This window comes from Microbulbifer variabilis, from assembly GCF_056232115.1.
Genome location: NZ_CP174325.1, coordinates 2,287,373 through 2,312,411, shown reverse-complemented (window position 1 = coordinate 2,312,411; position 25,039 = coordinate 2,287,373). Strand labels below are relative to the sequence as shown.

General features: G+C 49.3%; 22 protein-coding genes. 11 read left to right on the top strand and 11 right to left on the bottom strand.

The window, feature by feature from the left end:
- Nucleotides 1–79: 79 nt before the first annotated feature.
- Nucleotides 80–1,288 (bottom strand): pyridoxal phosphate-dependent aminotransferase, encoded by a 1,209-nt coding sequence (locus ACJJI7_RS10125; protein ID WP_245556655.1) that lies wholly within the window; start codon nucleotides 1,286–1,288, stop codon nucleotides 80–82.
- A gap of 1,110 nt (nucleotides 1,289–2,398) precedes the next feature.
- Here ACJJI7_RS10125 and ACJJI7_RS10120 point away from each other — a divergent pair.
- Nucleotides 2,399–3,115 (top strand): aspartate/glutamate racemase family protein, encoded by a 717-nt coding sequence (locus tag ACJJI7_RS10120; protein ID WP_444902236.1) that lies wholly within the window; start codon nucleotides 2,399–2,401, stop codon nucleotides 3,113–3,115.
- A 961-nt stretch (nucleotides 3,116–4,076) separates the two neighbouring features.
- Here the strand turns inward: ACJJI7_RS10120 and ACJJI7_RS10115 are convergent.
- Nucleotides 4,077–4,547, bottom strand: coding sequence for a YqaA family protein (locus ACJJI7_RS10115; RefSeq protein WP_475717123.1), 471 nt, complete (start codon nucleotides 4,545–4,547; stop codon nucleotides 4,077–4,079).
- 469 nt (nucleotides 4,548–5,016) lie between these two features.
- On the opposite strand from ACJJI7_RS10115, the gene ACJJI7_RS10110 reads away from it, so the two are divergent.
- Nucleotides 5,017–5,217 (top strand): CPXCG motif-containing cysteine-rich protein, encoded by a 201-nt coding sequence (locus ACJJI7_RS10110; RefSeq protein ID WP_083922672.1) that lies wholly within the window; start codon nucleotides 5,017–5,019, stop codon nucleotides 5,215–5,217.
- 53 nt (nucleotides 5,218–5,270) lie between these two features.
- On the opposite strand, the gene ACJJI7_RS10105 is transcribed toward ACJJI7_RS10110, so the two are convergent.
- From ACJJI7_RS10105 to ACJJI7_RS10095, 3 genes are read right to left on the bottom strand one after another with little or no spacing between them, the layout of a single operon-like run.
- Nucleotides 5,271–6,743: a cryptochrome/photolyase family protein gene (locus tag ACJJI7_RS10105; RefSeq protein WP_444902237.1), complete on the bottom strand. Its 1,473-nt coding sequence runs from the start codon at nucleotides 6,741–6,743 to the stop codon at nucleotides 5,271–5,273.
- Nucleotides 6,743–7,690, bottom strand: coding sequence for a MerR family transcriptional regulator (locus ACJJI7_RS10100; protein ID WP_475717122.1), 948 nt, complete (start codon nucleotides 7,688–7,690; stop codon nucleotides 6,743–6,745). The genes ACJJI7_RS10105 and ACJJI7_RS10100 overlap by 1 nt, the downstream gene beginning before the upstream one ends.
- Nucleotides 7,690–8,619, bottom strand: a complete 930-nt coding sequence (locus tag ACJJI7_RS10095; RefSeq protein WP_444902238.1) for a YbgA family protein — start codon at nucleotides 8,617–8,619, stop codon at nucleotides 7,690–7,692. Before ACJJI7_RS10095 ends, ACJJI7_RS10100 begins: the two co-directional genes overlap by 1 nt.
- Before the next feature lie 279 nt (nucleotides 8,620–8,898).
- On the opposite strand from ACJJI7_RS10095, the gene ydiJ reads away from it, so the two are divergent.
- From ydiJ to ACJJI7_RS10080, 3 genes are all read left to right on the top strand, one after another.
- Nucleotides 8,899–11,937, top strand: coding sequence for a D-2-hydroxyglutarate dehydrogenase YdiJ (gene ydiJ / locus ACJJI7_RS10090; RefSeq protein WP_444902239.1), 3,039 nt, complete (start codon nucleotides 8,899–8,901; stop codon nucleotides 11,935–11,937).
- A gap of 73 nt (nucleotides 11,938–12,010) precedes the next feature.
- Nucleotides 12,011–12,745, top strand: coding sequence for a tetratricopeptide repeat protein (locus ACJJI7_RS10085; RefSeq protein WP_353376982.1), 735 nt, complete (start codon nucleotides 12,011–12,013; stop codon nucleotides 12,743–12,745).
- A gap of 517 nt (nucleotides 12,746–13,262) precedes the next feature.
- Entirely contained in the window at nucleotides 13,263–13,664 is a 402-nt protein-coding gene (locus ACJJI7_RS10080) for a 3D domain-containing protein (RefSeq protein WP_020411928.1), read from the top strand.
- Between the two features lie 119 nt (nucleotides 13,665–13,783).
- On the opposite strand, the gene ACJJI7_RS10075 is transcribed toward ACJJI7_RS10080, so the two are convergent.
- Nucleotides 13,784–14,317: a hypothetical protein gene (locus tag ACJJI7_RS10075; RefSeq protein ID WP_020411927.1), complete on the bottom strand. Its 534-nt coding sequence runs from the start codon at nucleotides 14,315–14,317 to the stop codon at nucleotides 13,784–13,786.
- A 212-nt stretch (nucleotides 14,318–14,529) separates the two neighbouring features.
- The gene (locus tag ACJJI7_RS10070) at nucleotides 14,530–14,790 is read right to left on the bottom strand and encodes a hypothetical protein (RefSeq protein ID WP_020411926.1); all 261 of its coding nucleotides are present in this window, start codon (nucleotides 14,788–14,790) and stop codon (nucleotides 14,530–14,532) included.
- Nucleotides 14,791–14,988: 198 nt separating this feature from the next.
- Between ACJJI7_RS10070 and trhO the strand changes: the two genes are divergently transcribed.
- A complete protein-coding gene (gene trhO / locus ACJJI7_RS10065) occupies nucleotides 14,989–15,993 on the top strand; it encodes an oxygen-dependent tRNA uridine(34) hydroxylase TrhO (RefSeq protein WP_020411925.1) in 1,005 nt (334 codons plus the stop codon).
- Nucleotides 15,994–15,998: 5 nt separating this feature from the next.
- Here trhO and ACJJI7_RS10060 read toward each other — a convergent pair whose 3' ends face one another.
- Together ACJJI7_RS10060 and apbC are read right to left on the bottom strand one after the other, a co-directional pair.
- The gene (locus ACJJI7_RS10060) at nucleotides 15,999–16,391 is read right to left on the bottom strand and encodes a hypothetical protein (RefSeq protein ID WP_020411924.1); all 393 of its coding nucleotides are present in this window, start codon (nucleotides 16,389–16,391) and stop codon (nucleotides 15,999–16,001) included.
- A gap of 664 nt (nucleotides 16,392–17,055) precedes the next feature.
- Nucleotides 17,056–18,171: an iron-sulfur cluster carrier protein ApbC gene (gene apbC, locus ACJJI7_RS10055; protein ID WP_444902616.1), complete on the bottom strand. Its 1,116-nt coding sequence runs from the start codon at nucleotides 18,169–18,171 to the stop codon at nucleotides 17,056–17,058.
- A gap of 233 nt (nucleotides 18,172–18,404) precedes the next feature.
- Between apbC and metG the strand changes: the two genes are divergently transcribed.
- Nucleotides 18,405–20,432 (top strand): methionine--tRNA ligase, encoded by a 2,028-nt coding sequence (gene metG, locus ACJJI7_RS10050; protein WP_444902240.1) that lies wholly within the window; start codon nucleotides 18,405–18,407, stop codon nucleotides 20,430–20,432.
- Between the two features lie 23 nt (nucleotides 20,433–20,455).
- Here the strand turns inward: metG and ACJJI7_RS10045 are convergent, their stop codons facing one another.
- Complete coding sequence (locus ACJJI7_RS10045; protein ID WP_020411921.1) at nucleotides 20,456–21,358, bottom strand: EamA family transporter; 903 nt, start codon at nucleotides 21,356–21,358, stop codon at nucleotides 20,456–20,458.
- A 151-nt stretch (nucleotides 21,359–21,509) separates the two neighbouring features.
- On the opposite strand from ACJJI7_RS10045, the gene ACJJI7_RS10040 reads away from it, so the two are divergent.
- The 4 genes from ACJJI7_RS10040 (at nucleotide 21,510) to ACJJI7_RS10025 (ending at nucleotide 23,762) form a co-directional block, all read left to right on the top strand.
- A complete protein-coding gene (locus ACJJI7_RS10040; protein WP_444902241.1) occupies nucleotides 21,510–22,466 on the top strand; it encodes a D-2-hydroxyacid dehydrogenase in 957 nt (318 codons plus the stop codon).
- Between the two features lie 306 nt (nucleotides 22,467–22,772).
- Nucleotides 22,773–23,024 (top strand): hypothetical protein, encoded by a 252-nt coding sequence (locus tag ACJJI7_RS10035; RefSeq protein ID WP_020411919.1) that lies wholly within the window; start codon nucleotides 22,773–22,775, stop codon nucleotides 23,022–23,024.
- 35 nt (nucleotides 23,025–23,059) lie between these two features.
- Nucleotides 23,060–23,542, top strand: coding sequence for a hypothetical protein (locus ACJJI7_RS10030; protein ID WP_282951654.1), 483 nt, complete (start codon nucleotides 23,060–23,062; stop codon nucleotides 23,540–23,542).
- On the top strand, nucleotides 23,520–23,762 hold the full coding sequence (locus ACJJI7_RS10025; RefSeq protein ID WP_444902242.1) for a hypothetical protein: 243 nt from the start codon (nucleotides 23,520–23,522) through the stop codon (nucleotides 23,760–23,762). Before ACJJI7_RS10030 ends, ACJJI7_RS10025 begins: the two co-directional genes overlap by 23 nt.
- A gap of 38 nt (nucleotides 23,763–23,800) precedes the next feature.
- On the opposite strand, the gene yghU is transcribed toward ACJJI7_RS10025, so the two are convergent.
- Nucleotides 23,801–24,676: a glutathione-dependent disulfide-bond oxidoreductase gene (gene yghU, locus ACJJI7_RS10020; protein ID WP_444902243.1), complete on the bottom strand. Its 876-nt coding sequence runs from the start codon at nucleotides 24,674–24,676 to the stop codon at nucleotides 23,801–23,803.
- Between the last annotated feature and the right edge of the window lie 363 nt (nucleotides 24,677–25,039).

Sequence of the window (25,039 nt, the reverse complement as noted above, 5' to 3'; positions counted from 1 at the left end):
TGAAACATTACAGCCTCCACAGCGGCAAAAGCCACCGCCTCAACACTTTAGTCTGAGGCGACCTCTTTCGCTCTTCGGCTCAGCCGGCCTGGCGATTTCCACTGGTGACAAACTGCTCGATACGATCCAACGCTCGGGACAGTTCAGCTTCATCCGCGGCAAGGGTAAGGCGAACATGGTTCACTGCACTCTCACCAAAAGGTGCGCCAGGTAGCACGGATACCCGCTCAGCATCCAGCAGGGCCTCGGCAAACTCCTGCCCAGAGGTAGCGACTTCAGACACGTTCACCATAACAAACATTCCCGCCTCTGGGCTGTAGCAGCTAAGGCCAGGTATTTTGCCAATGCGTTCGACAATTAAGTCGCGGCGGCGCTCGTAAGCATCCCGCATCTGTTTGACGAAATAGGAATCGAACTCCAGGGCGAAAGCCGCTGCTTCCTGGATAAACTGTGGGCAACCGAAAATAGTAGCACCTGCAAACTCCGCCAGCCGATCAACCAACGGACCACGAGCTACTGCCCAGCCAAGGCGCCATCCACTCATGGCATGGGATTTAGATAGGCCGTCAATGACCACAATGTTATCCAGCTCTTCAGCGGCCGTGCGTAGGGAAGTATGACGGCGAGCGAACGTAATCATGGAATACATCTCATCGCACACCAACCAGACATTGCGCTGGCGACAGTATGCCGCCAGTTCATGTAACTGCTCTGGGGTTGCCATGGCGCCAGTGGGGTTTACCGGGGTATTGATCATTACCACCCGGGTCTCTTCACCAATAGCTGCCTTGATTGCTTCCACATCGAAAGCAAAATCTTTCTCTGCAGGGCAAGCCACCCGCTTAACAGAGAGCCTGAGACCGTCGCAAATTGGCACATAACCAATATACATCGGCTCGGGAATCACTATCTCCTCACCAGGATTCAGAAGGCAGGAAAGCACTGCGTAGATAGCGTTGGTTCCACCTGGAAACACTACGACATCATCGGGGTTGCAGGGGTGTTGAGATACCTTACTCTCGATATCGGCAATAGCGCGGCGCAACATAGGCTCCCCCGCGGCGGGAGAGTAATGGGTACGTCCCACGCCAAGCCTGGCACGGGCAAAATCCAGTATGGGCTCCGGGGTGTCGAAGTTTGGATCACCCACACACAGAAATATGACGTCCTCCCCCTTGTCAGCCAGGCCATGGGCCCGGTCACTGACGGCCCATACATTAGAATCCTCGCTGTTCAGAGCCTGACTTTGCAGGCTGAATCGGGGAGTAAAATCTGTCACGTTCTTCACTATTTATCTGCCATTTATGCCCGATACGGTAACAACCGTCAGGGTAATTGATGGCTATAAATCAGGGCTGATTTCGCATTAGGCAGAATTTTGCAGGGGCATTACCGCAGAAAATTCTGTGAGTATCCGTCTCTCTCGATTTGCGACCGGGGAGTGGGTTCTGGTCGGCAAAGAGATACCAGCGAGAGAGTTAAAGGGGAGGAGTTAAAGCAGGTAATCAGATAATGCTATCAAGCACCTGAATATGACCAATTGGTCTGGATAATTCAGCAGCAACCTGATCAGATAGGCAAAATTCATTTTAGGCCCGGTAAGAGTCAACCTGGTACCAAGGTGCACAAACCTGTTTTCTATTGGCGCCTATTTCTGCAACCGAGACTAGGAAGATCTGTCATAACCTTTTTAGGTTTACAATCGCCGATAATTTTCAGTTGCCATTCTGAACTGGACATTCAGGGACAAATAAAAAAGAGCTTGGACCAAATGAACAGATGTCTGGCTAAATCGCTATTACATATCGCAAGTTTAGCCTTCTCCGCGTCTTTACCAAAAGAGCAAAAAGACACTTTAATTAGTGCGCTTAACTTGGAAATGTCCAGCTGTTACATCCTACAGGAAACATTCCTGCAATTCACAAAAGTCTACAGAGGGCTTCCCAATCTAAAGAGACACAAGCAGAAGATACCGATTTCATCATCTTTGCTCTCAGGAATAATTGTGGCGGTGATGGAAATATGGGCCAGCCGATTGGCAGCTGCTTATTGATATGCCTACACACTTGAACAGCATTTATTGGAAAGCTTCCAATAAAACATCAGAACTCTGAACTTCCGATAATATTAACGGCGAAAGAAGATCTGATACTCCTATTTTTTTAGGGCCAGCAAAAACACATTCTCTAGTACAAAAGCATTTGCTTACTACCAAAAACACTTAAAGAGAGCCACTCTACTTGGTGAGATTACCAAAGGAAAAGCTAATCCCTGACAATTCTTTCCACTGGATGAATCGTTTAAGATAACTATTCCTATTGCCGAGTCAGTAAACCCTGTCCCTATAAGCAATTGAGAGCGTGTTTGGGGGCTATTCAAACATCAAAGGAAGTAGTCAGTGAAGCTAAATAACGAAATAAAGCACATTGGTATTGTGGGATTCTCCGCTGAGGGAGCAGCGCTTTGCTACAAGACAATTTGCAATGAGAGCGCCAAGTATCTTGGGAAACACGCCCATCCTGAGGTTTCCATGCACACCCACTCCCTGGCAAGTTATGTACAGTACCTGGAGTCAAATAATTTCGAGGGTATCGGCGACCTGATGCTCTCTTCCGCAAAAAAACTCAAAGCTCAAGGGGCTGATCTACTAATTTGCCCTGACAATACCATCCATCAAGCATTCAATTATATAAGCTCAAAGTCTCCACTGCCTTGGCTCCATATCGTTGACTGTGTAGTTGATTCAGCACTGTCAAAGGGCTACACAAATCTAGGCATACTTGGGACCCAGTGGCTTGTGGAGAGTGATGTATATCCGGAAAAAATTGAGGCGGCAAATATAAGCTGGCAGCGCCCACCACAAAGAACAATTGAAAAAGTCGGCCACTTAATTATGTATGAACTGGTCAACGGGATTTTTAAACCAGACACCATTCAATATTTTCAGGATATCATAAGGCAGTTCGGGGAAGCGGGATGCGATGCTGTAGTCTTTGGCTGCACGGAAATACCATTGATAATTAACGAAAGTAATTCACCCATTCCAACGTTAAACTCCAATCGATTATTGGCAGAGGCAGCTATGGCAGAAGCGATATTGATGCGGTCAAAATAGCAATCATTAATATATACAAAAGCACCAAGTATCTGTTATCTAGAGAATATCCGCAGTGACCTCCCCTTTATTTTCCATTACCTTTCTCTTTTTTATCCTAATTTCGTTTACAGCCAATGCCAATATTTATAAGTGGGCCGATGAAAATCGGTCAAGTACATTTTAGTGATAAGAAAAATGAAAATGTAAAACAAGAAATAATCAATTCTAAAAAGTACATATCAGACTGATATCCGTTCAAAATCACCGGTGAAACGTTAAATACCTAGATAAGCAAACAAGAGCTAGGACGTTTCGTACAACCAAACATGATGTTAGCCACGCTATCAAAGATACTATAACACCCTACTCTCCCTCCAGGCTGAATGAGGGATTAGCTGAACAGATGAAAACTATATCAAAAGTAAATAGACAGTTTAAAATCACTCGCCACAAGAAAAATTATAATTGGGTTAATCCGCCCGAACACAGATTAAAGCTAATGGATATCAATACATTCTTGAAGCTACCAAGCCAAAACTGGAGACATAAGTTGAGAAATGGGCAGGCACGCTTACATTCCCCAACAGGTCAATTTGTTTACTCTCTCTTCTCCACACAACCTGATAGAAGCTTTATCGATAGGTTAATGCACAAGCTTGAACGCGGAGACCGCACATTCTTATACTACCATGTCGACGAGGTCTATATCGGAGGTATTAAAAACTGGAAATAAAATTGAAAAACTGGCTTAACAGCAAGACAATTGAGCATTTCGTTTTATAAAGTAAAAATGACTGAGCATATACAAATTTTGACTTCTAATAAATTAGTCCAAAAAACATATCTTACTTTTCGCCTCTATTTCACCTCTTTGAGAAGTGGCATTACGGTACTCGCCACTCCAATTAGGCAACACGGCTACCCTTTAAAGTACCATAAACTGGACATTACAGGAGGAAAACATAACAAGGCCTTATAGCTATACAACTTTTAACACCATATAGCTAAGAACTATATATCGAAGCAGCTTACCCAGGCCTACTAATATCAAAAACCACAACAAGCGCACCCGTAAAATACCAGCTACAACTGTCAATGGATCGCCAATAATTGGAACCCAGGAAAAGCAAAGTGAAAGTACCCCGTACTTCTTAAATCTTTGCTCTGCCTGATCAAATTCATTCTCGGTCATCTTAAGCCATTTCTTCGCAAGCCCCAAGCCAGCCCAGTACCCCAAGGCATAATTAGTCAGAGAGCCTGCCACATTCCCAACAGTTGCTACAGCAATTAAAGAAATTGGTGATAGGCCACTTAATAATAATGCACTTAAAATAACCTCTGAACTTAAAGGTAAGATAGTTGCAGCCAAGAATGCGGAAATAAAAAGACCTACAAACCCAAAATCAACTAAGCTGCCCATAAATTTCAAAGCTACCTTTATATCTGTCAAGTAATACAGAAGTCCTAAAGCAATAATCCACACCATATATGCTACTGTCTTAGAGGGCAACAAGATACTTGTAGTATCAATCTATTATTCATCGGAAGAAAATGACGATCTAAAAAGTAGCTCTCTTTCTTTTTAAAGCCAATAAAGCTGGCTAGACATGAAAAAGCCCTGTTAAAAGATGGCAAAATCTGCTTTCAGGTTTAAAGCCAGACTCTCCCCTGTTTTAATTAAGCCATCCCCTTTTACATCGACAACGTCATAAATTAAAAAATTCTCCAAAAAGGGGGAAGGGTAGTTACAATAGGGAGCCCGCCTTATAGCAAAGAAATAATTTCTGCTATATTCACATAAGTAATCATGACACAAATTGTCGAATTTCCTAATCATAGATTCGCACAACGAGTTCAAAAAGCTTTTCTTATGGCAAGATAAATGAAAGATTTACCCCAACTTAGCGAGGTAACAGACCATGCCTAATGCCTTAATTGAAGAGAGAATATATTGCCCATATTGTGGTGAATCAATTACGGTATTGATCGACACCTCTGTAACCCCACAGCAATACACCGAAGACTGCCAAGTATGTTGCAATCCAATAGTATTTCGCATAAATATTGATATGAATGGAGACTTATCAATCTCTACATATGATGAAGATGAAATATTTTGAACGTATCTTATTAACTGGAGCACATGATACTTACTAAAACACGTTAGCGGCCTTTACTTCAATTTCGAAAAAAGCTCAATCGCCCGTTTTCGTCCAGCTCCCACATCACAAATAACCTGCGGATAACCTGCAACAGGTGGTGGATCATGGATACCCTTGTCATCAAGAGAAGCTAACTCCGGCACAAATTTTCGGATAAACTCACCTTTGGGATCAAATTTCCGAGATTGACTATAAGGGTTGAATACACGGAAATAGGGTGCAGCATCAGTACCGGTGGATGCCGTCCACTGCCAACCGCCATTATTAGATGCAAAGTCAGCATCAATCAAGCGTTGCATAAAATACCGTTCACCCCAGCGCCAATCGATAAGCATATTTTTGCTTAAAAATGAAGCTACTATCATACGTAACCGGTTGTGCATCCATGCCGTTTCGTTCAGCTGTCGCATAGCCGCGTCGACAATAGGCACTCCAGTTTCACCTCGGCTCCAACGCTCAAATCTATCTTTATCATATGACCAGGGAATTTGATCAGTTTCCTCTCTGAATGGTTTTCCTTTACTCAGCCGAGGGAAATCCACCAATAAATGGGTATAAAACTCCCGCCAGATCAGCTCACTAATCCAGCAGGCGATACCATCTTGTCCACCTAACCAGTGTCCGTCATTGAGTTTTAGGGCCATTCCTACACACTGACGGATTGAGATAGCCCCACTATTTAAGTAGGGCGATAGCCGCGAGGTACTATCCAAGGCAGGAAAATCCCGTTCTGCCTGATATTTATTAACTATTTCACTAAATGCCTTCAGGCGTTTTTGCGCAGCTTTTTCCCCAGTCTTCCAGCCATTGACAACCCCCGAATTAAAGGCCTCAATTGAAAAATGTAATAACTTACCAGGTACTTTTTGATTCAGTTTTTCGCCCCCCTCCAGGGTCACCGACCTCGGCCATTGTGCTCTCTCATCAGTCAGGGGTATTTTTCGAGGGGCGGGCAAAGGCTTAACATCACTATCTGTACATCGTTCTATCAGTGCGCGCTTAAAAGGAGTAAAAACCCTGTAAGGATCTCCACTACCTGTCCTCACTGACCCCGGAGAAAAGAGCGTACGATCACTATAATAATTTACCTGAATACCACTTCTCTGTAGCTTTTCCTGCACAGCATTATCCCGGCGCTGTTCATTTAGAGGATATTCAGCATTGGCAAATAGCGCGTCTATTTTAAGGCGTCGGATAATTTTCTGCAGTGCCTGGGGAACTCCAGAAAATGTGGGCACCTCGAGAAAATACAGGGGGATATTTTTGGTTTGCAACTGGAGCTGTAGTTCGTAAAGGCAGCCCATACGAAAAGCCACTAATGCATCACCTTCATTATGGCTTTTCCAACTATCGGGGCATGCAATGAAAATCGCTGCCAACTGTTCACAACATTTGCTGGCATGGTAGAGCGCAGAATTATCATGTAACCGCAGATCACTGCGCAACCAAACCAAACCGCGCCCCAGGGTAAATTGTTGGCTCATTACTTCAGCTGCTCCCGTAATTGAGCAATAATACTAGCGGTAGCTCCTGGCAGAATTGAGCAAAAAGGCAGTCTCATAATGCCATCCAACTCAGTAATTTGGATCTCAACATAGTCCCCCGCCAGCCATAGAGGCACCCGAAGCCCTGAGGCCAGAGTCGATAAATCCCTAGTAACAAAATGCTTGGGCAACGCACGGTAGCTATAACAAAGTACACCATCCACCTGCAGCTTTTGCATAATTGCTGCCAAGTTGCCCATGCCTACCTGACCATTAAAGACAAAAGCATCGATACCATTGGCAAGCAGCACGTTGCCAAACATCAGGGTAAAAACCTTTTGTTCCTCACCCGGAGGCCCCAGGAGAAAAATACGACACTTATCTGGTTTGTTATCTTTGCACAGGTTTTTTCGGGCAATATCGTTGGCCACTATCAGCTGCTCATGTAGCAACTGCCAAAAAAGGGAAAGAACCAACGTCCTGTCAGGTAAAGGCGACCGATCCAGTCTTTCTCTCAAGGGCTTTAACCAGCACTCCAATAATAACTGCGGAGAAAAACCGGTTATCCACTGATCTAATCGCCGGCGTAACTGAGGCTCAGCAACCTCTCGAAGCAGCTCACAAGTTTCATCAAGTAACTCACGCCAACTGCTCCCGGTTTCTATACTTTCCTCTGCGCGCAATACTATTCCATCACCACGCTCCAATAGTGCACGAACCTGTCCTATAGACACGCCACGCGCTAGGAACGTCAAAATAGTTTCGATACGCCCGACCTCCTCGTCACTGTAGAGACGATGTCCTTTACTGGTACGGACCGGAGTCAAGAGGCCGTAACGGCGCTCCCAGGCCCTCAATGTTACCGGCTGAACACCAGTGCGACGTGCCACTTCTCGAATAGGCAGATAGGCAACTTCTGTGAGACCTGTATCATTCATGCTAACCATCAACGAAACTCACACAAACCAAGTTCAGCTGGCTCTGCAGCAAGCAAGACCTGGCTATGGATAAAATGATGGGGACTGCGCGGTAAATAATGGCGCAGCATAGTAAGCACTGCCGATAAAGGTTTGCGCCCCTGGCGGTACTCATCAATAAGATGTGCCAACTCGGCCCGCTCTTCTTTGGTCAAATAACCTTTCAGGTGGCCCTGGCTATGCATCAGGGCATTAGTTCGATCCTTGCGGCTGGCTTGGTTGGTAAGAATTTCCATAATTTTTCCCCGCACTTCATAGGCAAACCGCTCAGCTTCCAACGCTCGGGAATTTGAAACAAACTGGCCAAGTGCACGTGTCTGTGGCTGGCTATGGGCCAGCAGCAAGTACTTATAAGCGGTATAAAACTCGATCACGCGAGCCGGGCGGGGGTCGGAAGCCACGTAGCGATGCCAGGCATCGTAGGCAAAAACGCGGGTGAGGAAATTTTCACGTATATCACTGGCATTCAGACGCCCCACCTCTTCCATCGGCAAATGCGGAAAATGATGGCGTAAACGCGCGGCAAACAATCCAGAGTCATGGGCAAGTACTCCGGTTCCACCCACCTTGTAATGGGGCGTGGTGCGAATGCCACAACTGGGAGACTTCTGCATCAGAATAAAACCGCGAAGATTTTCCACTTCTGGTACTACCTGATCCGCATAGTGCTCCAGTGACTCCGTCACATCCAGGGTGGCATCCTCTCTTCCCACCGCTCGCAGGCGGTCACTCACAATGAGATGAATAGGTGGTCGAGGCACTCCCATGCCAATTGCCACTTCCGGACAATAGGAATGGAGCTCGAAGCAATTGCTCAGCAGCTGAGTGCAGACTTTACTGTGCTTGTGACTGCCGTTGTAACGCACCGGGTCCCCCACCGCGCAGCGACTAATTCCCACAGGGATTTTCTTAGGCAGTAGATGGATATGCATAGTTATGGTGCGCAGAAAAATTTCATGTATCTTTTTTATAGCCTGCGGCAATTAGTTATACAAGCTTCCACTTTGTATAACTTTTTCGGCACCCTGGATTTAGCGCTATGCCGCTTGCGCCCACCCACACCGCAGCTACAATGCAGAGCCGCATTCCTACCGAGCGGCCAGGCTTTAAGTTATTACCTGCCTTCCACTCCGGTCTTGTATGCGGCCTTCACCTCCCCCGAAATTACGGATTAGCTCATGATTCCAGCATTGCGCGAAGTCGACGAGGTTCAAGCGCTCTATTTGCAGTTTTTGCAAGAACTGACAGATGCGGGTTTCCGCGGCGATACCACCCCCAGTTACGCCAGCCGCACGGTCCTAGCCACCGATAATTCCATCTATCAAGTGCTGCCACAGGCAGTGGTGTACCCCCGTGATAGCCGCGATTTGCAGCTGCTGGCCTCGCTGGCGGATCAGAAAGAGTTTCACTCTATTGTGCTCTCTCCTAGAGGTGGCGGCACTGGCACTAATGGCCAGTCACTCACTGACGGACTGGTAGTGGATATCTCCCGTCATATGAATCAAATCCTGGAAATCAATGCAAAAGAATGCTGGGTGCGAGTGCAGGCTGGCGTAGTTAAAGACCAGTTAAATGCCGCCTTGAAACCCCATGGTCTGTTTTTTGCACCTGAGCTATCAACCAGTAACCGCGCCACCATCGGCGGCATGATCAATACCGATGCCTCAGGCCAGGGCTCCTGTGTTTACGGTAAAACCCGCGATCACGTGCTCGAGCTGCATACAGTACTCATGGGGGGGGAGCTGTGGCACTCCTCTTCCATAGAGGAAACAGAGCTACAAAAAATATGTCAAGAGGACAGCCGCTCCGCAAAGGTACACAAAACCTGTGATGACATCGCCAGGGAAAAAGCCGAATTAATTGAACAGAGGTTCCCCAAGCTCAATCGCTGCCTTACTGGTTATGACTTGGCCCATATCCGCGAAGGCGAGCGCTTTAACCTCAATAATGTACTCTGCGGGTCCGAGGGGACCCTCGGTTTTATCGCTGAAGCGAAGCTAAACCTTTTACCCATCCCCAAGTGCGTAGCGCTAGTCAACTTGAAGTATGATCACTTCCAGGAAGCACTGCGCGATGCTAATGATTTGATGCGCGCGGGGCCCATGTCTATCGAAACGGTAGACAGTAAGGTCCTGCAGCTGGCCATGGAAGATATCGTATGGCACAGCGTGAGCGAATTTTTTCCCTCGGAGGATCGCCCAGTCAAAGGTGTCAACTTGGTGGAATACGCTGCAGGCACAGAAGAAGAGCTGGAGCATGCACTAAGAACATTCACTGGGCACATTGATGAGACCATAGGCCGACCGGGTAAAAGCTTCGGCTATTCCATCGCCCGCGGTCACACGGAGGTCAACCGGATATGGGCCATGCGCAAACGAGCGGTAGGCCTATTGGGTAATGCCCAAGGGGAAAAACGCCCGATTCCATTCGTGGAAGACACCGCCGTACCGCCCGAAAACCTGGCAGATTTTATTGCTGAGTTTCGCGCAGTATTGGATAAAGCCAACCTCGACTATGGCATGTTCGGTCATGTGGATGCCGGTGTATTACATGTGCGTCCAGCTATCGATATGAAAGATCCTCAGCAGGCCGCACAAATTCGCCCAATCACCGACCAGGTCGTGGCACTTACGCAAAAATATAAGGGGCTACTTTGGGGGGAACACGGCAAAGGCATTCGCTCCGAGTATGCACCAGAATTTTTTGGGGAACTGTATCCCGAGCTGCAAAAAATTAAATCCGCTTTCGATCCACGTAACCAGTTTAATCCCGGCAAAATTGCCACGCCTGATGACAACTCCAGCCTGCTGAAAATTGATGCGGTAAACACCCGCGGAGAACTCGACCGACAGATCCCAGCCCAGGTATGGGAGGGCTATGATGAAGGCGTGCACTGTAATGGCAACGGCGCCTGCTTTAACTGGAACCCCGATGAAGCGATGTGCCCGTCCTATAAGGCCACCCGCAATCGAATCCACTCTCCCAAGGGGCGCGCCTCTCTAATGCGCGAATGGCTGCGGCTGTTAAGCAAGCACGATGTAGATGCCGTAGCCAGCGCGCGCAAGTACCGCGAGCGCTCCTTTTTTGTCGGCCTGCCCAAACGCTTCATCAATACCCTGGCTAAAACCCGCGGCGAATACGACTTCAACCACGAAGTGAATGAAGCCATGCAAGGCTGCCTCGCATGTAAGTCCTGTGTCGGCCAATGCCCAATCAAAGTAGATGTACCGGAATTCCGCAGCAAGTTTCTCGAACTCTATTACAGCCGATACCTGCGTCCGATAAAAGATTACGCCGTCGGCGGACTGGAATTTCTGATGCCGCATATGGCAAAACTGCCACAGCTCTACAATTGGCCCTTAAAACTGAAGCCGGTTTCCTTCTTAATGGAACGTATTTTCGGCATGGTAGATAGTCCTCAGTTATCGCAGAAAACTCTGCAAGCCAGTGTGCGTGAACTCGGCGTGCCTACTGCCAGTAAAGCCTGCCTGGAAACCCTGGGACCGTCCCAGCGCAGCCGGGCGGTAATCATCGTGCAAGATGCTTTCACCAGTTATTTTGATGCTGAAGTGGTGGCCGATATCATGCGCCTGCTCAAACAGTTGGACTTTGTACCGATACTTGCTCCCTACCGCGCCAACGGCAAACCCTTGCATGTGCATGGATTCCTGCGCCAGTTTCAACGGGTTGCCGAGGGTAATAGCGAGATGCTCAACAATCTGGCGGACAGTGGCATACCTCTTGTGGGGATAGACCCCTCCATGACTCTCACCTACCGCTCCGAGTACAAAAAACTCCTGGGCGAACAGGCACCGAAAGTCCATCTTTTACAGGAGTGGCTGGCACAGCAAGAAGAACACCTATACAAACAACGCGAGCGGGTGCGCCCAGCCAGTTTTCAGCTCTTGCCCCACTGCAGTGAACAAACCAACGCCACCGCTTCTTTGAAGGATTGGCAGGAGGTTTTTGCCACCCTCGGCCTGGAACTGCAAACCGAAAGTCTCGGCTGCTGCGGAATGGCGGGCACTTATGGCCACGAGGCCACACACAAGGATACCTCGCAAGTAATATTCCAGCAGTCATGGGCACCCAAACTTAGTGGCGGCAAGGGCAACCAACTAGCCACCGGTTATTCCTGTCGCTGCCAAGCCAATCGCTTCGCAGGTGTCAGCCTGCGCCACCCTCTGCAAGGACTCCTGGCACAACTCAAGAACTAGGGATTTACTGACGTAAGGGGCCTACGAAAGTGGGCCTTGTTACCGTCGACCGGGCCAGATTGCGGAAATCCTTATGCACAGAAATTTTTTCAGTTTTCAGATCCTATTTTGCGCCCTTCTCACCCTTGCGATACTAGTGCCCGCTATATCGATCACACAACATGCCCAAATCGAGAAGCTCGACTCGCACAGCAGCACCCATGGCGCTGTTACCTGGGTGAATGAAGCTGAAACTCTGGCTCGTAAAGGGGAATACGGTGCCGCTCTGCCCCTTTATGAAAAAGCTATCTCCGCACTATCCCCTTACCCAGCACAGCAGCAGGCCCTGCGTTATCGCTATGGCATTGTGTTAAATGCCCTGGGAGCAAAATCCCGCCCTGATCTCTACCCTCTGGCTCGCGCCCAGTTTAAATCTGTATTGAATTACCTGGACTCCGGTGCTGAATTGCCACACTCTGCTGCCAGGGTGCGCTCAGCTATGGCACACACCTACCATCGCCAAGCAGCCAGCGAGGAAACCATAACCCAACGTGCCCACCTACTAAACACCGCTTACCTTCTTTATAAGAGTGCTATTAACGGGCTATCGGCTCAGGAAGAGTGGCATAACCTGGCCATTACTTACTTCAATATCGGACAGGTATGTGAGTGGCAAGGAAATCTGGAAGAAGCTATCGCATGGCTGGAGAAAGCGGTACAACTAGATCTTCAATACAAACTCCCTGACCTGAAAGAGGATGCTGACTATCTCGCCACATTGCGTCAGCAGGTGGAACCTATTGGTCAGAACCCCGAAACTACTCTTTAGCCTTCGACAAAAATGCTCTTTAAGCCCGAACCGGCCATATGAATAATTAGTCACACCATTTCATAACCCTATATCTCTCCAATATGAAGGTTTTGAAGGTCTAGTCACAAATAGTTACAGAGAAATTTTTTACTTTTTTGCTGCTAATTAGAAAGCCGATCCTCGTACCGCCCAGCAATATTTAGAATGACATCGCTGTCAGGTATATTTTTGATATTGAAATTATTTCCCTCTGAAAGACCTTTTTAATTCTTTTTTAGAGTAATAAATTTCCATATTATGCTTTTAAAATTTCTATTTTATCTATTTATTTAACAAATAATTCCAAAGTTTTTATGCCCGCCTCCGTTCTGCTGGTGATCCTGTCATCAAATAAGAAAAAGTTGATACCTCCTAAATCGCCGGTAATATAACCAGCGTTGATTAAATATTGATCAACGATTTCCAAAAACACTTGGAAATTTCACAAGCGCCTCTTGGCTTGTGACCATTTGATTCCTGGAGGTAATGGGACATCATGAAACAGACTCTGCGCAATACAGCTTTTTTCATCGCCGCTCTTCTTGCAATTGGTGTAAGTGTCAACGCGTCCGCGGCAATCAAGAAAACCATGATCGTTGATGCAACCGCCTATAACTCTGTACCAGGACAAACTGACAGCGACCCTTGGGTTGCCGCCTGGAACAACCGCCTGCGCCCAGGCGACAAAATAATCGCCGTATCCCGTGACTTGGAAAAGCACGGCCTGACGAACGGTGCCAAAGTACAAATTGAAGGTCTGCCCGGTACTTACACTGTGCGTGACCGTATGAACAAGCGATTTACCAACCGTATTGACGTGTGGATGGAAAAAGATATTCGCAAAGCCCGAGCTTGGGGCAAGAAAAAACTGAAGATTGTTTTCGAACCTGTTAAGTAAGCAGAACTGATTTCAACGACCCTTTTGGCCCCGCCCTCCAGCGGGGTTTTTTTATTGTGCGATACCTTGCTATTAAAAGCACAGATGAGCCTAAGGGCTTATATTCTTTTTAAAAATCCCTAAGGCTCCATTTCTGCAAAGATACCCTTCAACTCCCGACAGTCTTCATTTTCAAGATTAAAAATACCCGGCTGCTGGTTCTCGTTATAGCGATGTTCTAGTCCATTATCACCCAGCACTATCAGATACTCCGCTTTGACCCACTTGTCACCAGTGAAGTATTCCGTAAGCCACAGTAAAGAAGCTTGCCCTTCATAACAGTAGCCATAAAACATCCGGGTTTTCTCTACCAGTTTTTTGGTCATGTAATCAATATAGCGACCTGGGTAGGTATAGCGGTCAGAACCTATCGAGCCCAGCAATTCACCACCACCCTCCTCCTGTCGGGGGATCTGATGAATATAAATTGCCAAATTCTCATCACAGTCCACGCAATAGCGACCAGCTACAATGGCGTAACCATGTAGTTCTGAAATCAGACGAGCTTCCTTGAGGCCTGTATTAAGCAGCTGTTTATCGGAAAGAATTAAGGTTTCAGCAGAGGCTGGCAGAATGCACAAAGATAGAAGAGGCAATACGCAGCGCAGTTTCATCGGCAGGGTAACCGCTGGCTAGGTAGCACCGCCGGAGACAAAGACTACACAGTTGCCTCGCGACGGCGCGGTGATTGGGTGTGCTGTCACACAGTCGCGATTCCCTTCTCACCTTAACCATAGCAGTAAAAGTCGGTGGCACCTCAAAAGCCGGTGGGTTTGCCGGCTTTAGACGGGGCGCAGCCTCCCGCGTGATGTATGAAAAGAACTACTCACCAATGACCATCTACCTCCTGTACCGGGCCTATAAAGGCCGTAATGCCCTCCTCACGCAGAGCATCCATCGCCTCATCCAGGGCCTCTTTCTCAGTCTCGAATGAGTCTTCCCACACCGTGGAGTTATTATTCTCATCGACGATTTCAAGTAGCCAGCCGCCCTCTCCATCCTCATAAATATCAATTTGGACAGAAACCTCGCCCTCGCGGTAGACCTGGCTTAACTCCGACTCTTTCGGTGCAAATTCTTCGCCCATGGGGTTCGCCTCGCTGTGACCCTTATATTTCGGCCAGAACTTTGACAATTTGCAGCCTCCCGGTCAACCACAAATCTGTGTTGGGGCAAGCTATGAACTGCTTGCTAAATGTACGACAAGCTGTTTTTTTTGCGATAAAATGCGCGGCGATTTTTTCTGCTCCGGATTTACGCTCCGGCCCGCAAATGAGGAAGTACCATGGATCAATTTGTTGTATGTGCACTCTATAAGTTCGTCACCCTGGAGGACTTCGAGTCTCTGCGCGCCCCCCTACTGGATGTCATGCTGGAACACAGTGTACGCGGCACCCTACTTCTGGCCAGCGAGGGCATTAACGGCACTATTGCCGGTTCCCGCGCGGGCATAGACACTGTCCTTGCCCACCTAAGATCTGACAAGCGTCTAGCTGAACTGGAATACAAGGAATCCCTTACCGGCGAGATGCCTTTCCTTCGCAGCAAGGTCAAACTGAAGAGGGAAATTGTAACTATGGGTGTGGAGGGTATTGATCCTCTCCGCGTGGTGGGGACCTACGTCAAACCCAAGGACTGGAATGCCCTGATCAGCGACCCAGAAGTCGTTTTAGTCGACACTCGCAATGACTATGAATTCCAAGTCGGTACTTTCAAGGATTCAATCAACCCAAAAACCGATACTTTCCGCGAATTTCCCCGGTACGTAAAAGAAAACCTGGACCCGACCAAACACAAGAAGGTCGCCATGTTCTGCACTGGGGGCATTCGCTGCGAGAAGTCCACAGCCTATATGAAAGAGCAGGGCTTTGAAGAGGTGTATCACCTGCACGGCGGGATCTTGAAGTACCTCGAAGAGGTGCCCAAAGAGGAGTCCCTATGGGAAGGTGAGTGCTTTGTTTTCGACGAGCGTGTTACTGTCAACCACGATCTGGAGCGCGGGCAGTACGACCAGTGCAACGCCTGCCGAATGCCAATCACTCAGGAAGACCAGAAGTCCCCACTGTTTGAACAGGGGGTCAGTTGCCCACACTGCCACGACAAGGTCAGCGATGCCGATCGCGCCCGCTTCCGCGAGCGTGAAAGGCAGATTCAACTGGCCAAACAACGGGGCGAAAAACATATGGGACAGGATGCCCGTGACCTGACCTCAAATAAACGTCTGCAGAAAAAAGAAGAGCGCCGACGCCAGGCTGAAGCCCAGCGCACACAGATCCAGCAGCAGGCTTAAAATAACTAGAGCGCGACAGGCCTGACAGCTCCCTTATTTTGGGTAAGCCAGGCCTCAGCCTCGGCTTCGGCGACAAATTCCCGCGAGCTATGTCTGCATAGGCAGGTCCCCTGTGTCGCCAGCGGAGATGTACAACGACTGCGTGGATGCAACACAGCTATATAAGCACGTCGCAATACCGGATGCTCCGCGATGTAAGTAGTAAATTTCCGCTGCTCCTCTAAAGTGACTTTCGAACGCGCATAGCGCAGGTCCAAAAGTACTCGTAATGGTACCCTGTGGCGGTATTTTTCCACAAGCCGGGCTGCAGCTTCCATTTTCTCCGCAAAACCAACCGGCCCATAAAATAATACCCGCGCAATACCCCCTATCGGTCGATAGCTGATTTGAAAATTCATTGATATAAGCACCCGCGCTTTTGTCTTTGTTATTTTTATCGACTACAGCTTTTGCAATGCCTTTTATGAGCCTCACCTGCAACTATGGCTAACGCAGCCGCTGGGGACTTTTCGCACACTCCTGAAATTATCACTTTAACCCGACAAATTTGTGCTGTTCTGCCGGATCGTCGAAATTTCTTATCACGCAATCTATATCGGCCTTTTGCCCTCCCTGAATTGTGAAGCCTTGGCAGAATCACTGACTAATAGCTATGACGACCACCAGTATAAATACAGCATAAATACTTAATTTTTCTTAAATAGGTATAAATGCTCCTTAACACAATCATCAATCTCAGTGCAGAGCAAATGCCCCCTAAAATACTGCAAATACGGACAACCTCCCTTTAAGCTTCTAAATAAGGCAACCTACAGTGATACCCGTAAATTACGAAAAATATTTTAATTAAAAGGTTGAGGCACTGTTCGGCCAGAACTCACAAACCGACAGTTGATACGTAATGGCCGGGTATAATACCCGGCCATTGATTTAGGCACCTTTCACACAACAGAAAATTCCATGGAAGGCACACCGGAGAGGCTCAATATAGGGATTTTTACCACCGCGAAAAACCACAATAATAAAAAAATTAATTCTTTGTGATCAATATCGCGAATGGGTTCAACTAATTTCGATTTCTGGAAGGTCCTCCTCGCTACTGGCATTGAGCCAGACTTGAGCAGCAGCTTTACGAGCAATTTCCCGATAAAACCCAGCAATCTCCCCATCTGGATCTGCGGTAACGCTGGGACAGCCACTATCGACATCTGCACGGATTTTTTGTGCCAACGGCAACTCACCAAGTAAATGTGTATCGTATTCCTCAGCAATGCGTTCACCGCCACCAACGCCAAAAATCGGTTCGCTGTGACCACATTTGGAGCAGGTGTGCAGTGCCATATTTTCGACGATACCAAGTACAGGCACAGAGACCTTACGGAACATCTCTACTCCCTTGATGGCATCTTTCAGCGCCAAGTCTTGGGGGGTAGTCACTATAATCGCCCCAGCTAGAGTCGTTTTTTGTGCCAAAGTCAGCTGAATATCACCTGTGCCGGGCGGCATATCCACAATCAGGTAATCTAGCTCTTCCTTTGCATCGCACCATAGAGTCTGGGTAAGGATTTGATTAAGAGCACCACTGGCCATCGGGCCACGCCATACAGCTGGGGTATCCTCAGTCATCAGGTAGCCCAGAGACATGGTCTCAATTCCCAGAGCATCCACCGGCACAAAGAATTTCTGCTCCTTTACGTGAGGACGTTGCCCCTCAGTACCGAGCATCGTAGGTAGGCTGGGGCCATAGATATCTGCGTCGAGTAACCCTACCCGGGCTCCCTCTGCCGCCAGCGCCAGCGCCAGGTTTACTGCTGTGGTGGACTTCCCCACCCCCCCCTTGCCAGAGGCTACCGCAACGATATTTTTTACCCCTTGCAGTGGCTCAGGGGCACTTGGCGATGAAGTCGCGGGGATATCACTGAAGAGCTCAAACTGCAGGCTGCTACCACCCAGGGGGCCACTTTTCAACAAGGGCTCACAGGCCTCTTTGACCCTTTTGTGCCAGGATTCCACCTGGCTCGCGCAAGGGTAGCCAAGGGTTATACCTACAAGCACTGTATCGCCCTCGTAACCTACCTCAATGTCCGCATCCAACTCGTCCAGTAAAAACCCACTGGCCGAGTCGTGCAACTGACCAAGGCATTCAGCCAGGCGCTCGAGTTCGGCCTGAACTTCCATTGATAGCTCTTCATGGTCGTGATGATCGCTCACGGTATCTCCCTCTTGGTGCTTCTTGTCTGGGATGCATTGTGTAGGATGAAACAGCCCAACGCCAGTGAATGGATCATTTCAACGACATCCCACATACCTCCCCGGCATAGCACAAATCTGCTATATTCCGCGGTCTTTTGACGTTCTCCGGCCGCTCCAGCGGAGCCCCCGGCCGCAACCCCAAAGCGATGGAAAAACCGATGCCCGATACGCGCAAAATCCTAGTCACCAGCGCACTCCCTTATGCCAATGGCTCCCTGCACCTGGGCCACGTTCTCGAGTACATCCAGACCGACATCTGGTCGCGCTTCCAGCGTGCGCGCGGCAACGATTGTCTATACATTTGCGCAGATGATGCGCACGGCACCGCAATCATGCTCAAGGCCGAACAATTGGGCCTGACCCCGGAGCAGCACATTGCCAACATGCAGGCGGAACATGAGCGGGATTTTGCCGACTTCCTGATCGGCGTGGATAATTACCACTCCACCCATTCAGAGGAAAACCGCGAGTTGTCCTCTATGATTTATCAGCGTTTGAGCGACAATGGCCATATCGCCTCTCGCACCATCACCCAGGCATTCGATCCAGAGAAACAGCTATTCCTGGCAGACCGCTATATCAAGGGTACCTGCCCACGCTGTAGCACACCCGATCAATACGGTGATAACTGTGAGGCTTGTGGCGCTACTTACAGCCCCACAGAGCTAATCGATCCGGTTTCCGCCATCTCTGGCGCTACACCGGTGGAAAAAGAGTCCGAGCACTTCTTTTTTACACTGCCCGCCTTCACTGAATTTCTGCGTGACTGGACTCGCTCCGGTACCCTGCAGGATGAAGTCGCCAATAAGCTGGCCGAGTGGCTCGAAGAGGGGTTGCAGGAATGGGACATCTCCCGCGACGCACCTTACTTCGGTTTTGAGATCCCAGACGCGCCGGGCAAATATTTCTATGTATGGCTGGATGCTCCTATCGGCTATATGGCTAGCCTGAAAAATTACTGCGACAAGAACGGTAGCGACTGGCTGGATTACTGGAAGAAAGACAGCAATGCTGAGGTATATCACTTTATCGGCAAGGATATCGTCAACTTCCACGCCCTATTCTGGCCGGCCATGCTGGACTCCGCAGATTTCCGCACCCCCAACAAGGTATGTGTGCATGGCTTCCTAACCGTCAACGGCAAGAAAATGTCCAAGTCCCGCGGCACTTTTATCAACGCCCGCAACTACCTGGATCACCTGAATCCCGAATACCTGCGCTACTACTTCGCCGCCAAACTCACCGCCGGAGTGGATGACCTGGACCTCAACCTGGATGATTTTATCGCCAAGGTGAATTCCGACTTGGTAGGCAAGGTAGTCAATATCGCCTCACGCACCGCCAAGTTTGTCAGTAAGGCCGGTGGCAAGCTCGCCACTGAACTGGCCGATGAAAAATTGTGGGACCAGTTTATAGAAGCCGCACCACGCGTTGCCAATTACTATGAGCAGCGCGAATATGCCCGCGCCATGCGTGACATTATGGCACTGGCCGATGCTGCCAATGCCTGGATCGCCGACAAAGCCCCCTGGTCCCTGGCTAAGCAGGAAGGAGCTGAGTCCGAAGTACTGGCAATTTGTTCTCAAGGCGTGAATATGTTCCGCGCGCTGATCACATGGCTCGCCCCAGTACTGCCCAACACCGCGCAAAAGGCGGCTGAATTCCTCAACAGCGGGCTGGAATGGAACAGTGCGATTACACCTCTGGTCGACCATGAGATCAACAAGTTCAAGCCGCTGCTGCAGCGTGTAGAAAAAACCCAAGTGGATGCAGTGATGGATGCGGCAAAGGAGTCTCTGGCCCAACTGCAGGCCGAGGCCAAGGCCGCCACAGGTCCCCTGGCCGATGAGCCCATTGCCGAGCAAATCCAGTTCGATGATTTCGCCAAGGTAGACCTGCGTATCGCTCTGATTGCCAAAGCAGAACACGTAGAGGGCGCCGGTAAGTTACTGCGGCTGACCCTAGACTTGGGCGGCGAAACACGACAGGTGTTTGCCGGCATCAAGAGCGCCTATTCGCCAGAAGAACTGGAGGGCAAGCATACTGTCATGGTAGCTAATCTGGCGCCGCGCAAAATGCGCTTCGGGGTGAGCGAAGGTATGGTGTTGGCCGCCGGGCCTGGTGGTAAAGACCTTTGGATTCTAGAGCCTCACGAGGGCGCCAAGCCCGGCATGCGAGTCATGTAATTGAATCTGGCGATGTCCCTAGCCTAGCGCAGTGACACTGCAATCAGGCCGGCGCATACTAGCCCCACACCAAGCAGTTGGGGCCTGTATGCCGGCTCTTTTAATAGCCAGATACCAAAACCAACTCCCAGCGGAATACTGAGCTGGCGCAAGGCCACTACATAGCTCACATTCTCCGTCATCGCCATGGCCAGCAAAACAAGGCCATAGGTAGCTCCCATCATCAGTCCCGTTACTAACCCGAGCTTCAAATCACCCAGGCTTCGCACCAATTGGGCACGCCCATTGCTACCAAGACAACCGAAAAGCAACCACAAGCCGCTGGCAAAGAACTGCATACCCAGGTAACTGTATGCCATCGCCATAGGCCGAACGGCACCGTCGAGCGCTGTCTCCAGGTGGAGTAAAGCTCCCTTATCTGCCAGTGAATACCCTACAGTCCCCAGTGCGGCGACCAGGGCCCAGGCACAATCAGCTCGCCAGTAAGCGCGCCAGTGCCATTGACGAAAATACACCAGTGGCACTAACAGACAGCCAATGGTGACCAGTAACATGCCCAGCCAGGCAAGCCACGGCAGAGTCTGTCCGAGCAGCACCGTTGCCAGCGCCACCAGTAATACAGGCAGTGCTCGTGCTATGGGATAAACAAGCCCCATATTGGCGCGCTGGTATGCTAACGCCAGACCTCCCATATAAATCATCTGAAAAAAGCCACTGCCTATCAGAAGCAGCCAGAACGCACGCGGCAATCCCTGTGCTTGAGACAAGACCCAAACACCAAGGGGAAGAAGTAATAAGCCCACGCTCAGTGTGGCGATGCAAAAAAAAGCCGGGGAAGGTGTGCGGGATTTTCCCAGTAAATTCCATCCCGCATGGAGAAATGCCGATACTAAAACCAGTGTTGCTGCGGTTACCGATATTCCCATTAAGAGCCCTCTTCAACTGAAACAGAAAGGCCCGACAAACAAACCGTAGCCACCCACACAGGACAGATCACGCGCCCCTCCAGCGAAGCCATTGCAATCGGCATCAACTGCCGTAGCATGCCTAAAACAACACAGAAACTAAGGAGACCCCATGCGCGGCGTATTTCTTGACGCACTGACAATGAAGCTGGAGGAGTTGGACATATCAGCCCTGCAAAACAGTCTAGACCACTGGGATTTCCACGATACCACTTCCGACACGCAAACTGCTGAGCACATTGCCGATGCGGAGGTGGTAATCACCAACAAGGTGGTATTAAGTCGCGCCGTTTTAGCGCAAGCAAAAAACCTCAAACTGATCTGTGTATGCGCTACCGGCACCAACAATGTTGACCTTGAGGCCGCAAAAGAACTCGACATCCCAGTGCGCAATGTCCAAGGCTACGCTGGAGCCTCAGTGCCACAACATACTCTGGCCTTAATGCTGGCCCTCGCCTCACGTTGGCACCTCTATCACCAGGACGTAATGGCGGGACAATGGAGTCAGTCAGAGATTTTTTGCCTGCTGGATCATCCAGTAGTTGAACTATCGGGAAAAACTCTCGGCATTATTGGCTATGGGGAGTTAGGTCAGAGGGTTGCTCGCCTTGGCGAGGCTCTGGATATGCGGATTTTGATCGCTGAATCCTCCGGACAAACTGAACAGAAAAACCGGGTGCCCCTGGCGCAGTTGCAGTCGGAGTCAGATGTGCTCAGTCTGCACTGTCCACTTACAGAGCAAACTGAGAAACTTATCGATCGCACATTTATCGCTGCAATGAAACCCGGCGCTCTATTGATCAATACAGCCCGCGGCGGCCTGGTAGATGAGGAAGCTCTCGCCGACGCATTGCGCAGCGGCAAGCTGGGTGGGGCAGCCTTGGATGTGCTCAGCGAAGAACCCCCACCCGCAAGCCACCCTCTGCTGGATAACGACATTCCCAACCTAATCCTTACCCCTCACAATGCCTGGATCAGCCGAGAAAGCCGCCAGCGCCTATTAAATGGCGTGGTTAATAATATTGAATCCTGGAGACGGGAATTCGACAACGCACCCCTTAAGCCGTGACTTCCCACTTCTATCTATATGCTCTCCCCGCACCCAACAGAGCCTTAGAAAAGTGATCACAATTAAGGCTCGGGGTCACTATCCTACCCATTGGGCACGATTCTCACCCTAAAAAGTACTTATACCCAGGAAGGAATTTCAGTGATTTTGGTTAGGAGACAAGAAAAGAGAGTGTATATAGCTTTTTATACAATAATTAATTGTGCTTATTTTCAATTCCCCTAATAAAAGCGCTAATTTGACTGGGGAATACAGGGGACGACTATATCATTCCTTGCCAATCAACCCCTGAAAAGGAGCAACCCGATGGCAACTGCAAGATCTCCCCACACAAACTCCAGTAGGGAAAAGCTGCAACAGGCCTATAATCTCGCAGGCGAGGCGGCAACTGATGCTGCGGAAAGCTTGAGACAGCGAGCTAAATCTTCCGTGGAAACCCAGAGACAGCGTGCTGCGGAAGTTATGGAAAAAGCGGAATCTTCATTGCGGGAACGCCCAATTCTTGCGGTGGGTTGTGCCTTTGTAGTCGGTTGGGCAATCGCTAAGCTTTTTAAATAGCTCTGATCATTTTTTTACCGGTAGGGATACCCTAGATGGGAAATGGAAAAAAGCCCGACTCTAATTCCGGCCCGGCTGCGCACGATCGCGGCCGGGACGAAACAGATGGATCAGCCAACGGCGTTGGGAATAGCGACGGTGACAGTTTAGAAACAACTTTGGCCCGTGCCGAAGCCACTCTCACGTTGCTTACTGCCTGGATCAGCAATATTCAGCGATTATTCCAATTGGAATTGGATCGCACTCTGACTGCTGGCAAACGCCTTATATTTTTGCAACTGATGTTGGTGCCCCTGGGAACAGCCCTGCTTGTCACTATTTGCGGGGGCGTAGGCCTTTTTGCCTACTATTTTTCCCAGTCTATCTATATTGGCTTTCTCGTCTTTCTCTTATTACAAATTGCTATTTTTATCGGCGTGCTGATATACCAACAGAAACTGCGCCCGCTGCTTGGGTTTGAAGAAACCAAGCGGCAGGTGAAAGAGGCCTTAAGCGATGTCGCTGAGAACTTTAAATAAACAGATTGAACAATGCCGCCACGATACAGAAAAACAGCGTCGTAGCGCATTGCACTTAATCAATCAACAGCAGCAGCAGGCCCACCAACTCCTGAGTTCAATTCCTGTACCAGTAATGCTCGGTCTGGCATTCGCTGCTGGTTTTATTACCGAGAAATTGTGGCGGCTGCCACGCACCTCGCAAATAGTTCAGCTGATGCTTTCACTGCGTACTTTCTAAAGAGGAAGGCGAACTTTTTTCTCATAAACAACTCCCTGTTAGCTCTCTTCACCTGTTAATTTGTCCTGGGTCTTTGTCTCAAAATCACCGGCTTCATGGCGCTCGTGAAGCTGTTTTTTGGGATCTCCCCAGGTTCGATTTACCATGCGTCCACGTTGCACCGCAGGCCGTGCGGCAATTTCCTCAACCCAGCGATTCAGATGTTTGTAACTTTGGGTATCGAGAAATTCGGCAGCATCATAAGCCTCATTGCGTACCAATGCTCCATACCAGGGCCAGATCGCGATATCTGCAATAGTGTATTCACGCCCGGCTATATATTGGTGTTTTGCCAGCTGCTGATCCAAGACATCCATTTGCCGCTTTACTTCCATAGCAAAACGATTGATCGGATATTCATACTTCTCAGGGGCGTAGGCATAGAAGTGGCCAAAACCACCACCGAGATAGGGGGCAGCGCCCATTTGCCAGAAAAGCCAGTTGAGAGTTTCCGTGCGCTGCTCCGGGGTATGCGGTAGGTAGGCGCCAAACTTCTCTCCCAGGTAAAGGAGTATCGAGCCACTTTCAAATACCCTGATAGGCGGATTTGTGCTCTGGTCCAAAAGAGCAGGAATTTTCGAGTTGGGGTTCACCTCCACAAAACCACTGCCAAACTGATCTCCCTCAGTAATACGAACCAGATGGGCATCGTATTCAGCTCCATCAAAACCCAGCTCCAACAACTCCTCCAGCATGATCGTCACTTTGACCCCATTCGGCGTCCCCAGTGAATACAGCTGCATCGGGTGCTTACCCCGGGACAACGCCTTCTCATGTGTGGCACCCGCCACCGGGCGATTGATCTTGGCGAACTGCCCACCGCTCTCCGAATCCCAGGTCCAGACTTTTGGTGGGGTATAAGGTTGATCCGACATTTCACGGCTCCAACTGATATTAGGATTTGTCCAGCCATAGATATGGCCACGTCAATTTACTGTAAAGGGGCGCGCCAGCATTTATCGAGAAAGTTCAAAGGAGTTCACTTAATTCACCCGAAACTACACTCACAACCGGCAAAACAGCTGAAATAAGCCCTATTTTTTATATGGACACTGACGACAACCCCATATCTCAATAACCTCGCACAGCTTATAGTCATGCAGCGGCTATTTGGTCATATTACTGACCCCGAAGCTGGGGCCCCTCACCTGCCAGAAGATGCCTTTTCCGAGTTGAAGGCCCTCTGCGACTCACCCATAATACCGGCCCTGCGCGACATTCGACGGACACCTTGCTCC